This is a genomic window from Oleiphilus sp. HI0080, assembly GCF_001635135.1.
Genome location: NZ_LWFU01000737.1, coordinates 1 through 12,724, shown reverse-complemented (window position 1 = coordinate 12,724; position 12,724 = coordinate 1). Strand labels below are relative to the sequence as shown.

Genomic DNA, 12,724 nt, shown 5'->3' with positions numbered 1-12,724 from the left:
GTTTTTTCTCGCATCTTCTATACCAGAGAACAGCGCCATTGCGCGAGCATCAAGCTGTTTAATCTGGTCTATGTACGTGGCTTTTCGATCTTCAAAATAGGCTGACGAATCAGGTCTCAGCCTCACCAACTCTGAGGAAATATTCTCTAAGTAGTAAATTGCCTGTCTCAGGCTTGTCCATGCGTGAGGGTCTGCCACGCCATCAACCGCAGAGTGTGCATCATGGTCTTGATGCGAGTGACCATGTTCGTCTGTCTGTTGCATAATTACATCGATGCCTTTTGATGCAACGAGCGTGGTTCCAGAATAACCCGACGCATCAATAATTCGATTCATCCACCCCTCAAGTCCAAGCCCGTTCACAACGAAAAGCTCAGCATTTGAGAGTAACGCCATATCTTGAGGTGTCGCTTTGTAAACATGGGCATCTTCATCCTTCTCAACAAGGCTGGTTACATCCACTTTGTCGCCGCCGGGTTCTTTGACCCAGTCGCCCAAAATACTAAAAGACGCAACCACCCCCAATAGCTTGATCACGTTGATTTGCCACCGCATCGGCACTAAACAAAAAACAAGCGAGCGCAGTGATTCTCACGAGAAGAACAGGCATAACGAGAACAATTCCTCATTTGATACAGCGAAATGTTTAAAAACGTAACGAAATGTACAGGCACGCACGGCAAAGTGTAACAGGGTCTATACTTGTCGTAAGGCTTTTTTTCGCCACGTTACCACTGTCGTTAAAAGTTTTACTTTGGCTCGATAACGAGTGTTGAGCCCAATTATAAATGTCGCATAGGGAGAATCGGCTATGAATTTTGAAGCAGCGAAAGCTTATTTACTTAGCAAACCTGAAGCGCGAGAAGATTATCCATTCGGACCACCAGTACTTGTACCAAAAATCAAAGGGAGCATGTTTGCGACCCTTACAAAACAAGACGGTGTGCCACACATGAATTTGAAGTGTGCCCCCTGCTTCGCAGAAGAGTTGAGAGAGATGTACGACTCGATTGTGCCAGGCCATCACATGAACAAAACACACTGGAACACAATCGTCTTAGATGGGAGCGTTCCGGATGAAGAGCTAGAGCGAATGATCGACCATAGCTATTCGCTTGTCGTTAAAAAACTGAAAAAGTCACAGCGTAGTTTGCTAGAGCAAGCATATGACCATGACGAGCTGTACAAGGAGTTGGAGTTACAATTCGTTGCCTAGCGATTCATCTTATCTCGATACTTTACCGCAGTTTCGAGAATAGATTAGGCTCTGATCGATCGTTCTGACCCTGAGGGTTACTGTATTGGATGACCAAGCACCATCGTCCAATACACCTCATAGTCAGCGTTATCGGCGATATAAACCGCTACCGCACCCTCTTCATAATGACCATTCATGATTGCTGAGCAGTGACTTGGACTATCGAGCCATCCTTGCATCACACTATCGACAGAGTAAAACCCAGCAGCAATATTCTCACCGACCATGTTCCAGGAATAACCCGCTTGCGTTGCGCGGCTGCCGACTCGCAAGCCGTTCGAACCAGTATGACTAAAAAAATTGTTATCGCCCATATCCGTAGAATGCGTTAAACCTGCGGCCTCTAATTGGCAATTCCACGTCACAGGGCCTACCGCCTCATAAAACACTGCGCCACAACTACGCGACTGGGCACGCGCCGCATTCAGAGCGACTAATAACTCATCATCAAGTTGGCTAGTGAGGCAAACCTCATCCATTAACTGAGCAGCAACTGCTTGCCCCTGACCCTGAGAGGTAGCACCCGTTTCAGAAAGACTGTTCACTTCGCTAGTCGAATCATATGCACCAGAAGAGCAAGCGCTTAGAACAAGCGCACAAGTACTCGCGCTCACTAGACGATAAAAATTCTGAATTGTCGACATGCTGCATCCGATTCTCTGATTTCAATGCACTTCAGTACAGCAGTCGCTTTGCGTTCCTTCCGTTGTCGAGAGGTATGGTTTTGTACTCTTGTATGAGCGTTATGAATGATCCGGTTTCAGAATGTAAAATGCTGTAAACCCCAAAGCAGACAAGGGCTACAGAGCCGTTTAACGTAACACTCGTTAACCGAAAATTGGGCGTCAGGGTTTGTGAGCGAAGACACACTTAGCAACATTGCTTGAACTCAAATCGGACAAGCACACGAAACGCGATCATCTGCTGGAGTTTTGTACGCTTTTTGACTCACGTAAATTGATCTGCATTGGAGATACTCTCGTTCCCATAAGTGCCGCAAGGGATCGAGGCTCATAAAAACAAAAGGATTCACGAAACAAAAACGATAATCATAACAGATGATACTAATGAAACGTTCTCTTAAAACCTTGGCCGGCCTGATCGGCGGTGCCGTACTTTCTGCAAGTGCAGTCGCATACGACAACATCTACATTTTCGGTGACAGTCTTTCTGACACTGGTAATGCTCAAGCATTTACCAACGGAGCTGTTCCAGCACGTTTCTCTAACGGTCCGGTAGCGGTCGACATTATTGCCGGCGCTTACGGTTTGCAAGCTACGCCTTCAGTGTTTTTGGCGGGCGCAGGAGAGCTAGGTAACAACTATGCAGTTGGCGGCGCCGTTGCTTTGGATGCAGACGGTGATGACACAAACGTCACTGACACCAACCTCTCTTCTCAAGTAAATGCATACCTTGCTTACAACCAGTTCCAGGCGAGTTCTACTGCACTTTATGCGGTCATCATCGGTGGCAATGATTTGTTCGCAGCACAAGCCATTCGTGCAGGTTCTGTCGCAGAAGAGAACGGCGCTGTTCGCCAAGACATTCGTAAAGCCGCAGAAGCGCGAGTAACCGCCGCTGTCGATTCAGTTGAAGCGCAATTGATGAAGCTAGTTGGGTTTGGCGCTCGCAACCTGCTTGTTGGCACTGCACCTGATGTAGCACAAGTTCCTACCTCACTCGATTCAGCGGCTGGCCTCCAGGCGATCGCGGATGACAAACAAGAAGCGAAACGTGCAAGCAAATTTTTGAAGTACACATCCAAGCTAACAGCACAATATAACGAAGAGCTCGCTGCAGCAGTTGAGCGTGTTGAATCGGCTGCAGGTATTGATATCACTATTTGGGATTTGGAAGCATTCCTTTCTAACCAGATTGAAGATGCTGAAATGCTCGGCTTTGACAATACAACGGATGGTTGTATTGAAGACTTTTCAAATCTTCCTGCATGTGATGGTTTTGTCTTCTTTGACGGCGTGCACCCGACGACTGCCGTTCATACAGCAGCCGGCCTAGAAGTTCTTCAACTTCTTCAGTAAGCCTGTCTGTAGTGAAAAACCCAAGACATTGTCTTGGGTTTTTTCTATTTGAAAGGCGCTAGCTGCCTCCCTTTCGCTGACCAATAACCGACAGTGCCGCCACCCGATACGCTTCAGCCAACGTTGGGTAGTTAAAGATGTTCTCAACAAAGATATCAACAGGACTATCGCTTAAAATCGCCATTTGCCCAATGTGTACTAATTCTGTTGCACCTTCTCCGACAATCTGAACGCCGAGTATTTTTTCACCTTTCGCATCGCAAATGATTTTTAATAAACCATCTCGTATACCACTAATTTGACCCCGAGAAATCTCATCAAAGCGCGCGCTTCCAACAATAATCTCGCCCTGCTCTCTCGCACTCTGCTCTGTCATGCCAACTCCCGACAACTCTGGTATCGAATAGATCCCTGAAGGGATCAATGACGACATCGCACCGACTTCAATACCGAGCGCATTACAACTCGCTCTGCGCCCTTGCTCCATCGATGCAGATGCGAGCGAAGGCGGGCCAATAACATCGCCAGCCGCGAAGATATTCTCAATGCTCGTACGCAAATATTCATCAACCCGAATATGACCATGTTCACTGAGAACCAAATCCAAGGCGTCTAAACCGAGCTCTGCAATGTTCGCTTCACGTCCAGCCGCCACCAATAACTTCGAACTCGAATACTCTGAACCGTCATTACACCGCGTAATCACCTGCGAAACCCCATCCCATTCGACCTGTTCAACGGTGCGATTCCCAATCCATGTACCGCCCATTGCTTCAAAGGTTCCCAGAAACCGTTCAACCAAGTCTTCGTCCATAAAACCCAAAGGTCTCGGGTAACGATCGATCATCGTCACGTTTACTCCAAGAGCCTGAAAAATCGAGGCATATTCACTCGCAATAACGCCACCTCCGAGCACCGTTAAACTTGGCGGCAAATACATCATGGTTAAGATGGAGTCGCTATCAAAAATATTCTCATGATCGACCGGTATGCCCTCGGGATGACGGGGTACTGAACCGCTGGCAATCACAAAGTTCGTCGCAGAAAAATTTTCCAAATGCCCGTCTACAGATTCGATCATAAGCGTATTGCGGGTCGAGAAATGCGCTCGGCCATGGATGCGTGTGATGTCGTTTCGTTCAATTTGTTGCACCATGAAGCGGTCATGCGCGTCAATTACGCTCCCTAAACGGTCAATCAGGGTCGCCATCTCTGTATCTTCGGCTAACTCGAAATCACAAAGAACTGCGTTTTCCCGCATACTTTTAACGCGTAACGCATTCTCGCGAAGCGTCTTGCTAGGGATAGTTCCTCGGTGAACACAAGCTCCGCCGAGATATCGATCTTGCTCGATCAAAGCGACTGTTTTCCCGGCCTTCGCAGCTTGCACGGCTGCTTTTTGTCCCGCAGGGCCACTACCTATGACGATCACATCGAACTCATTCATAACTTGTGCGCCCTCACTGCCGCTACAATCTGATCACGCCGCTCTGTCAGTTCGTGTAGCTGATCCTGATACAGATTCAAGTGCTGAAAAACCTCTGCCTTGAGCACCGGCTCAAGGTCGGCACCATCAAGGCTCGCGCTCGCCAATTTTGCGCCGGCATTAACCACCGCCGCTTGCTGACGGTACTGATCACACGCGGAATAGTTATTGGAATAAAATGAGGTAAGACACACAACCTTGGGCATCTCCCAAGCTTGGTTAATTTCTTGTCCAAACAGCGGATGCATCACATCCTCTAACTCGCGCACCTTATTTGCATCCAGTTTGATGCCGTTCATGACGGCCATATCCGAGAACATCTGCAAAAACGCAGCGCGACCAATACCGTGTAGCAAACCACATAAAAATGCAGACTCAACATTCTCCTGCGATGCGCGCGCTATTTCTTTCGACCAGAGAGCCGAACAGAAACCATGCTGAGAAATATCTGACAAACGATTTTCATATCCCGGCGCATTGAATAGCTTTGCGTTGAGCGCGACACCAAGAGAGATCTCACAAATCAAATTCATGCCCAGTCGCGCAATGGCCTGCTGCAGCGAAACCATAGATGCTTTGGGCGTGTAGAGTGCAGAATTGGCCACGCGCATCACGTGGCCAGCTAGATTGGGGTCGCTTTGAATAAGATCCGCTAGGCTAGCGGCATCCGACTCGGGAGAATTGGCAAGTCGCATCACTTCTGTGGCAATCGCAGGAAACAGGGGCACATCAATGTCCCCCTTGCTCAAGCGCACAACCACGTGCTTGCCAAGCTCTCTCAGGTCTGCAGATAGCTCAAAAACGAGTTCTGTTTTTTGGTCTTCAGTAATCAAAAAGGGCCGCTCCTGTACATAAACTCACCAGAGTTTAGTCCAAGATTGCGACCCTGAAGTTAACGCCCTAAGATTTTCGCCAAACGCGCTCGCGATAACACCCCTTTTAGTTTCCCTTCTTCACTCACTACCGGCAAAGGATGCTCCGTATCTAGCGTGTCCGGAATCACCTCTTCAAGCAGCGACTCAGGCGAAATCTCGCAGCTCTGCTCGAAGTACTCCTCCGTTAGAGGATCACTTTCCTTCGCTTCGTTATCAACCGCCTGCTCTAGCGTTTCCTGAAGCACTGCGCCCTCGTAGCCATCAGAAGAAACAACATAGGCGTAGTCATTTGAAGAAGCCCGCATTTGTTGCAAGGCATCCCCAATGGTTGTCGCTGTAATGCGGTTCACTGGCGGTTTCATAACGTTCTCAACGGTCAAGGCGCGCGCCCGATTCACATCACGTACAAAGGCCTCAACGTAATCATCAATCGGTTCGAGCAGAATTTGGCTTGGCTCGCCAACCTGAACTAGCTCGCCATCTTTGAGAATGGCAATACGATCACCGACACGCAGCGCCTCATCAAGGTCGTGTGTAATAAACACGATGGTCTTATGCAATTTTTCCTGAAGGTGGATCAGTTGATCCTGCATTTCACTGCGTATTAAAGGGTCCAACGCCGAAAATGCCTCGTCCATTAGCAGCACATCGGGATCGGTGCACAACGCGCGCGCCAAACCAACACGTTGCTGTTGCCCGCCAGACAACTGAGACGGGTATAACGCTTCATACCCCTCTAGACCCACATCGGCTAACCACGTTTTAGCTTTCTCAAGTCGCTCCGCTTTCGCAACGCCTTGCGTTTTCAAACCAAAGGCAACATTGTCGATAACAGATTGATGGGGCAACAAACCAAAATGTTGAAAGACCATCGACATACGTTGACGTCGAAAATCTTGCATTTGGTTCTTGTCGTACTGCATGACGTCATCGCCACCGAACAAAATTTGCCCTGCTGTCGGCTCGATCAAACGATTAAAGTGTCGAATGAGCGTAGATTTACCAGAGCCTGAAAGCCCCATAATCACGAAAATCTCGCCACGCTTGATGTCAAGATTGATATCCTTGAGCCCAAGCGTATGCCCCGTCTTTTCGAGAATCTCAGTTTTGCTCAAGCCCTTGTAAACCAGATCCATGTGTTTAGAGGCATCCTCTCCGAATAGCTTATAGAGGGATTTAATCTCGATAAAAGTGTTGTCGTCTTTGGGCTCAATTTGGGCGTCCGTCATTGCTTACCTCCCAAATGCGCTTGTGAGCGTTTTGCATAAGCTTGCGATACGCGATCAAAAATAATCGCCAACACGACAATCGCAACACCGTTAAACAAACCAAGTGCAAAAAACTGATTATTGATAGACCGCAATACTTGCTGTCCAAGCCCGGCAACACCAATCATCGAAGCAATCACCACCATCGCCAGCGCCATCATTATGGTCTGGTTTACTCCCGCCATAATATTTGGCATTGCGAGAGGTAACTGCACTTGGAAGAGTTTTTGCGTTGGCGTCGTACCAAAGGCGTCTGCGGCCTCTAGTACTTCTTTATCGACTAATCGAATACCGAGATTGGTTAAGCGAATCACCGGCGGAATGGCGTAAATAATCACGGCGATCATGCCTGGGATCTTTCCGATGCCCAAAAGCATAACGACAGGAATAAGATAAACGAAAGCAGGCATGGTCTGCATGACATCCAGAATCGGCGTAAAAACAGACTGCACACGGTCAGATCTGGCCATCAAAATTCCGATAGGAATACCAATTAAAATGGAAAGCAGCGTGCTCACGGTGATGATACTTAAGGTACTCATCGTGTCTTCCCACATGCCAAATAAACCAATACCGAATAAAGCAAAAGCTACAGAAATCGTCAGTTTCCATGAGCGCGCGGCCATGTGACAGATACCGGCAATAACAAAAATAACCAGCCACCAAGGGGCGGCCAAAAGCAACTTCTCAAACCAAATAAGAAACTGCAGCAAGGGCTCAAAAAAAGCCTCAATGTTTTCGCCATATTCACGCGAAAAGCTTCGATAAGCCGTATCCAATGACTTACGTATCTCTACGAGGGTCTCACGACTGAGTTTAGGAAATTCCGTTAAAAAAGACATAGTGAGCTCTTTAACAAAAGGAGTGAACAAAAAAGCCGCTCGAATGAGCGGCTTCAAATATTTATTTAGAGATCAACGCCCCTTTCACTTTTTCAGCCACCTCAGGCGCCACCCAAGCCGTCCACGTCGCAGTATCGCTCATCAGGAAATGCTCGGCCGCTGTTGCGCCGTCAGCTTGATTATCTTCCATCCAAGCCAATAGCTTGTTCATTTTCGCATTGGTAAACGAACGTTTTGCAACGTAGTCAAACGCCTCAGGCGCGCGCTCTGCGAACGCTGCTGTTGTCACAGACTGAACAGCAGATGGTGGCCACATAGTGGGCTTTGGATCTGCACACTCTGCCTGAGAGATACAGTTGTTGTAATGCTCAGCATCAACGCCTGAGCCGAAATCTACTTTCACCATTTCATACTTGCCCAATACAGCCGTTGGCGCCCAGTAGTAACCGAACCACGCTTCCTCACGCTCATACGCTTTCGCAATAGCACCTGCTAGAGCAGCACCTGAACCCGGATCAACCAATTTAAAGCCAGCATCTTCAAGCTTCAGTGCGTTGAAAAGATTGGACACCGTGATTGCACAGTTCCAGCCTGCTGGGCAGCCCATTATTGCTGAAGCATCCGGGTCTTCTGGGTGCTTGAACATGTCAGCGTTAGCAACAACACCTTCAATTGTTGCGAGGCTTGGCTCTTTATCTACTAGGTACTGAGGAACCCAAAGACCTTCTTCACCGCCATCAGACAATGAGTTGCCTGCGTACTTCAAACGGCCCTCTGCAACGCCTTTGTCCAAGGGCTCGCGCAATCCGTTACTCCATAGCTCTGGCGCTAGATCAGGTTCACCTTTCTCAATCATCGATGTACCAGTAGGCATTGTGTCACCAGCAATGAGCTGAGTTTCACAGCCATAGCCATTCTTCAGAATGTAGTTATCAACATGCGCCATTAACGCAGCGGAGTTCCAGTTCATTTCAGCTATGGTCACCGACCCACAGCCACTTGCTGCAGGGGCCTCTGCCTCTGCTGATGCTGTTTTTTCAGTGGAATCACCACAAGCGGTAAGTAAAGCGAACGCTGACAATGCAGCAACCAATGGTTTTTTCATGGGAGGCTTCCTTTATTTTATGTTAGTTTTTTGTGAGTTCTTCGGCTTGCTTGTTCGTTATTTTAATGATGCTTTGAGTACTAAGCATTTTTAGTGTTCTTACCGTATCACAGGCAGCAATTGATTCCAAAAGCTATACTCTTCCAAGCACCTGATAAAAAACATAATTTTAAGTCGAGTTAGTACGATAATGAGCCAGCCGCTAATAAAATCAATGCAACCAAGCGTGGCGCTGATGGTCGCCGTAAGCTTTTTACTGTTTGCAATGAGTGTCTGTGCAACTCCAAAAAATACGCCCAAACACGAAAAGTTGATCATCTCTGAGTCGAACCAAGTTTTTCAGGTGAATCAGGTTCTATACGTATACGAGGACGAAAGCACTGAGCTAGGTGTTAATGACCTTGTCGACATGCCTGCTCAGCAATGGATGCGGGTCACACGTTCCATGCCCGGCTACGGTTTCAGTTCGCGACCACTCTGGTTTTCAATCACGGTTGAAAACACGCTCCCCAAAGAGCAATCCTTCTATCTCGAAATCGATTACGCCGCATTGGATCACATCGAGTTTTACAGCATCACAGAAGATGGTCGGCGCTCGTCCTATATTGCCGGAGATCGATATCCCTATTATGAGCGACCAATCCACTATCCGAGTTTTTTATTCCCCTTCTCAATCGAGGCGAAGAAAACGTCTCGCCTACTATTTAAAATAGAGAGCGAAGGACCAATGGTCGTGCCAACGCGCGTTTGGTTCGAACATACCTTTCGTCAAGCAAAGCAAAGTAACTTTCTTGCTTATGGCGCATTTGTTGGCGCCATGCTGGTTATGTCTTTGTATAACTTTGGTTTGTTCGCGGCTCTACGAGAGAAAAGCTATTTGTTTTACTCACTTTTCTCACTTTGCTATGTCGGCTTAAGCCTCTCTATAGAGGGCGTTGCTTATCAAGTCTTATGGCAAGACTACCCGGCGCTTCAACGACGCTCTATTTTAACCTTCGGCGCATTGACCAGCCTATTTCTGATCTTGTTCACACGCTACTTCCTAGGCATCAAACAAGACAGTCGCATCAGAACGGTGCTTCAACTTTTTACTATTGTCGCTTTGCTAAACCTCATTGGCACCTTCACCTTGCCCTACACTGCCTCCGCCATACTGCAGGCAGGTGTCATGCTTTGCGTGATCATTGCCAGTGTCGCAATTTCGGCTTTACTCTGGCGGCGATCGCAACAGCTTGCGCGTTTGTTTCTTATTTCATGGCTTTTGTTCTTTATCAGCGTCGCAACCAATCTATTAACCGCGATCGGCATCGCGCCATACAGTGCGTTCAATGAATACGGCTCTATGGTAGGCGCTGTGGTCGGCTTAGTGCTGCTATCCCTCGCTTTGGGTAATCGCATCAATACTGCGAAGCGAGACAAAGATCTCGCAAAGCAAGAAGCCGTGCGCAACCTCCGTCGGTTTGAAGCACTCTACGAGCATTCACTAGAAGGGATCTTTCTGCTTGATGAAGATTGGTTGATCATCGAGGCCAACCCTCGATTCCGACAGCTTATTCCCGGCGATCCAATTGGGCAATTTCTTCCTTTAACGGCGCTGCTTTCCTCTTCATCGAAAGCGAAAGAGCTTCAACAGCGGATGGCTGAGGAGCATGAGGTGCGAAACATTGAAGCACTATTCAAAGCCAGCGGAAAAGAGCCTGAGACTTGGCTAGCACTCTCGCTGAAACAAAAAGTTGATCCGAAAACAGGGACGACCCTTTACGAAGGCAGCGTTGCCGACATAAATGCGGTCAAAGCCTTTGAGCGCAAGCTCACCAACCTTGCTCTTCAAGACCCTCTTACCGGCTTATTGAATCGTCGAACACTAGAGAGCCAGATGAAAGAGCAACTGAGTATCGCGCGCGACGGTACGCTTAGCGGCGTCATTTTACTAGATGTGGATCAATTTAGAGTCGTGAACAAGCTATATGGCCACACTGTGGGTGACAACTTGCTTAGGCGTGTTGCCGACATTTTCCAACGCTGCATATCTCAACACGCGAGCAAGCACGGTTCAGCTCGAATCGCAGGCGACGAGTTCTGCAGCTTCGTTCAGTCATTGGACCCCGATCAACTTGAAGCGCTCGCGGAGGAACTCAGAAAGCGCATTGACGAGTTCATGCTGGTACATGAAGACAAAGACATTCATGTCGAAGGCTGTGTCGGTTTAGTAATCATAGAAGGCCAAAAAACAGACATCAACAGTCTCATTGCGACGGCACAGCACGCCTGCAAACAAGCCAAGCAACAAGGGCGCAACCGGGTAAACGTGGTTTACGACAAAGAAGACAGCCTCAAGAAAAGCCGGGAACAGGCAACTTGGATTGAGCGCATTCGATTTGCCGTCAATAACAAGAAATTTGCCCTGCAAATCCAAGAAATTCGACCGATACGCCAACACGCTAAACAGAATGATGCACTACCGGCACACTTTGAAGTGCTCCTGCGCATGGCGCTCGATGACAACGATCGAGTGTCACCTACAGAATTCTTGCCCGCCGCAGAGCGCTATGGACTGATGCCTCTTATTGATCGCTATGTGTTCGAGACCTTCTTTGAATGGATGCACGCACATCCCGAAAAGACGGCCGCGTTTGATTGTGCGAGCATCAATGTCAGCATGCAAAGTATTGCAGACTCTAGCTTTCGAGATTGGCTCGTAAAGCAGTTCAGAGAGAAAAACGTAAGCGGCAAACAGATCTGCCTTGAATTTACAGAATCGGTTGCGATGAGCAGCCTTAGTGATACACATGCCTTTATACAAACATTTAAAGAGTTGGGCTGCCGCTTCGCCCTCGATGATTTTGGAACAGGGTTTTCATCCTATGCACAGCTAAAAGATCTTGGCGTCGACTACGTTAAAATAGACGGCGTGTTCGTTCGCAATATCGTCAGCAATTCCGTTGACCATACCTTGGTAAAATCCATCGCCGAGGTTGCTCAGGCCATGCAGCTGGAGACCATTGCCGAATACGTCGAAAATCAACGCATCGTGGATACGCTTAAAGAAATCGGCATTGACCATATTCAAGGTTACTTCGTGCATAAACCGGAACCGTTATAAACGTTCCATAAACATCCTTTATAGAAGCAAGGATTAAGTCGACGAGAGCAAAGTAGTCCTCGAAATCGTCAAAAGCAACGCAAAAAAAGGCTTGATGTTCAAGCCCTTACTCGCTCATTAATACTTCAATCGGCTAACGATCTATAAAGCCTAAATGCTATTTCGTATGCGCCTCTAGAAAACCAGTAAACAAAGTCCAGCTCTGCGTGTCAGCCACCTCGTCGTAACGATCTGACCCAAAAACGGTAAACGCATGAGGTGCGCCACCATAAGTCACCATCTCGTGCGCGACGCCTGCACCCTCAAGCTCGTCCGCAAGCCCAGCAAAGTCAGCCATGGTAATCATTGAGTCGGCCGTTCCGTGCATGACTAATACTTTACCCTGCGTGGCCTTGTAGTCTTGCCCTTCGGGTGTACTTAAGCCGCCATGGAACGAGGCAAAACCATTCACCTTTGCTCCAGAGCGAGCGAGTTCCAGAACCGCTGCTCCGCCAAAGCAATAGCCCATCGCTACGGCGTTGTCGACATTACCACCCAGCTCTTTTGCCTTCATCATGCCGGCCTGCATAATCGATCGCATTTTTTCCCGATCTTTATACAACGCGCCGGTATGCTGCTTTTTATCAACGACTTCTGTAGGCCTAACACCTTTGCCAAATAGGTCTGTAGCAAACACCGCGTAGCCGAGCTCGTGCAGCATCTCGCTTCGCTTGATTTCGTAATCAGTAAGCCCATCCCAATCATGGAT

Annotated in this window: 11 protein-coding genes; 3 read left to right on the top strand and 8 right to left on the bottom strand. The window is 48.1% G+C overall.

The annotated features are described in order from the left end of the window. A partial coding sequence (locus A3751_RS15650) for a metal ABC transporter solute-binding protein, Zn/Mn family (protein ID WP_197466396.1) occupies positions 1–537 on the bottom strand: 537 nt, incomplete at its 3' end. Positions 538–811: 274 nt separating this feature from the next. On the opposite strand from A3751_RS15650, the gene A3751_RS15645 reads away from it, so the two are divergent. Continuing rightward, positions 812–1,216 carry an MmcQ/YjbR family DNA-binding protein gene (locus A3751_RS15645; protein ID WP_068457788.1) on the top strand — a complete coding sequence of 135 codons (405 nt, stop codon included), beginning with the start codon at positions 812–814 and terminating at the stop codon, positions 1,214–1,216. 77 nt (positions 1,217–1,293) lie between these two features. Here A3751_RS15645 and A3751_RS15640 read toward each other — a convergent pair whose 3' ends face one another. Then, positions 1,294–1,902: a CAP domain-containing protein gene (locus A3751_RS15640; RefSeq protein WP_197466395.1), complete on the bottom strand. Its 609-nt coding sequence runs from the start codon at positions 1,900–1,902 to the stop codon at positions 1,294–1,296. Between the two features lie 423 nt (positions 1,903–2,325). Here A3751_RS15640 and A3751_RS15635 point away from each other — a divergent pair, with 423 nt between their 5' ends. Further along, on the top strand, positions 2,326–3,297 hold the full coding sequence (locus A3751_RS15635; RefSeq protein WP_068457786.1) for an SGNH/GDSL hydrolase family protein: 972 nt from the start codon (positions 2,326–2,328) through the stop codon (positions 3,295–3,297). 58 nt (positions 3,298–3,355) lie between these two features. Here the strand turns inward: A3751_RS15635 and sthA are convergent, their stop codons facing one another. The 5 genes from sthA to A3751_RS15610 form a co-directional block, all read right to left on the bottom strand. Continuing rightward, positions 3,356–4,744, bottom strand: coding sequence for a Si-specific NAD(P)(+) transhydrogenase (sthA, locus tag A3751_RS15630; RefSeq protein WP_068457784.1), 1,389 nt, complete (start codon positions 4,742–4,744; stop codon positions 3,356–3,358). Next, positions 4,741–5,616, bottom strand: a complete 876-nt coding sequence (locus tag A3751_RS15625) for an HDOD domain-containing protein (RefSeq protein ID WP_082863306.1) — start codon at positions 5,614–5,616, stop codon at positions 4,741–4,743. Before A3751_RS15625 ends, sthA begins: the two co-directional genes overlap by 4 nt. 59 nt (positions 5,617–5,675) lie before the next feature. After that, positions 5,676–6,887 carry a glycine betaine/L-proline ABC transporter ATP-binding protein gene (locus tag A3751_RS15620; protein WP_068457782.1) on the bottom strand — a complete coding sequence of 404 codons (1,212 nt, stop codon included), beginning with the start codon at positions 6,885–6,887 and terminating at the stop codon, positions 5,676–5,678. Next, the gene (locus tag A3751_RS15615; RefSeq protein WP_068457780.1) at positions 6,884–7,768 is read right to left on the bottom strand and encodes a proline/glycine betaine ABC transporter permease; all 885 of its coding nucleotides are present in this window, start codon (positions 7,766–7,768) and stop codon (positions 6,884–6,886) included. Before A3751_RS15615 ends, A3751_RS15620 begins: the two co-directional genes overlap by 4 nt. Before the next feature lie 61 nt (positions 7,769–7,829). After that, the gene (locus tag A3751_RS15610; RefSeq protein WP_068457778.1) at positions 7,830–8,873 is read right to left on the bottom strand and encodes a glycine betaine ABC transporter substrate-binding protein; all 1,044 of its coding nucleotides are present in this window, start codon (positions 8,871–8,873) and stop codon (positions 7,830–7,832) included. A gap of 190 nt (positions 8,874–9,063) precedes the next feature. Here A3751_RS15610 and A3751_RS15605 point away from each other — a divergent pair, with 190 nt between their 5' ends. Then, positions 9,064–11,976 carry an EAL domain-containing protein gene (locus tag A3751_RS15605; protein WP_068457776.1) on the top strand — a complete coding sequence of 971 codons (2,913 nt, stop codon included), beginning with the start codon at positions 9,064–9,066 and terminating at the stop codon, positions 11,974–11,976. Positions 11,977–12,133: 157 nt separating this feature from the next. Here the strand turns inward: A3751_RS15605 and A3751_RS15600 are convergent. Beyond that, positions 12,134–12,724, bottom strand: a 591-nt coding sequence (locus tag A3751_RS15600; protein WP_068457774.1) for a dienelactone hydrolase family protein, incomplete at its 5' end; no start/stop codon positions are given.

Coding starts and splice junctions, on each gene's coding strand:
- A3751_RS15645 (WP_068457788.1), top strand. CDS start 812: ATGAATTTTGAAGCAGCGAAAGCTTATTTACTTAGCAAACCTGAAGCG.
- A3751_RS15640 (WP_197466395.1), bottom strand. CDS start 1,902: ATGTCGACAATTCAGAATTTTTATCGTCTAGTGAGCGCGAGTACTTGT.
- A3751_RS15635 (WP_068457786.1), top strand. CDS start 2,326: ATGAAACGTTCTCTTAAAACCTTGGCCGGCCTGATCGGCGGTGCCGTA.
- sthA (WP_068457784.1), bottom strand. CDS start 4,744: ATGAATGAGTTCGATGTGATCGTCATAGGTAGTGGCCCTGCGGGACAA.
- A3751_RS15620 (WP_068457782.1), bottom strand. CDS start 6,887: ATGACGGACGCCCAAATTGAGCCCAAAGACGACAACACTTTTATCGAG.
- A3751_RS15615 (WP_068457780.1), bottom strand. CDS start 7,768: ATGTCTTTTTTAACGGAATTTCCTAAACTCAGTCGTGAGACCCTCGTA.
- A3751_RS15610 (WP_068457778.1), bottom strand. CDS start 8,873: ATGAAAAAACCATTGGTTGCTGCATTGTCAGCGTTCGCTTTACTTACC.
- A3751_RS15605 (WP_068457776.1), top strand. CDS start 9,064: ATGAGCCAGCCGCTAATAAAATCAATGCAACCAAGCGTGGCGCTGATG.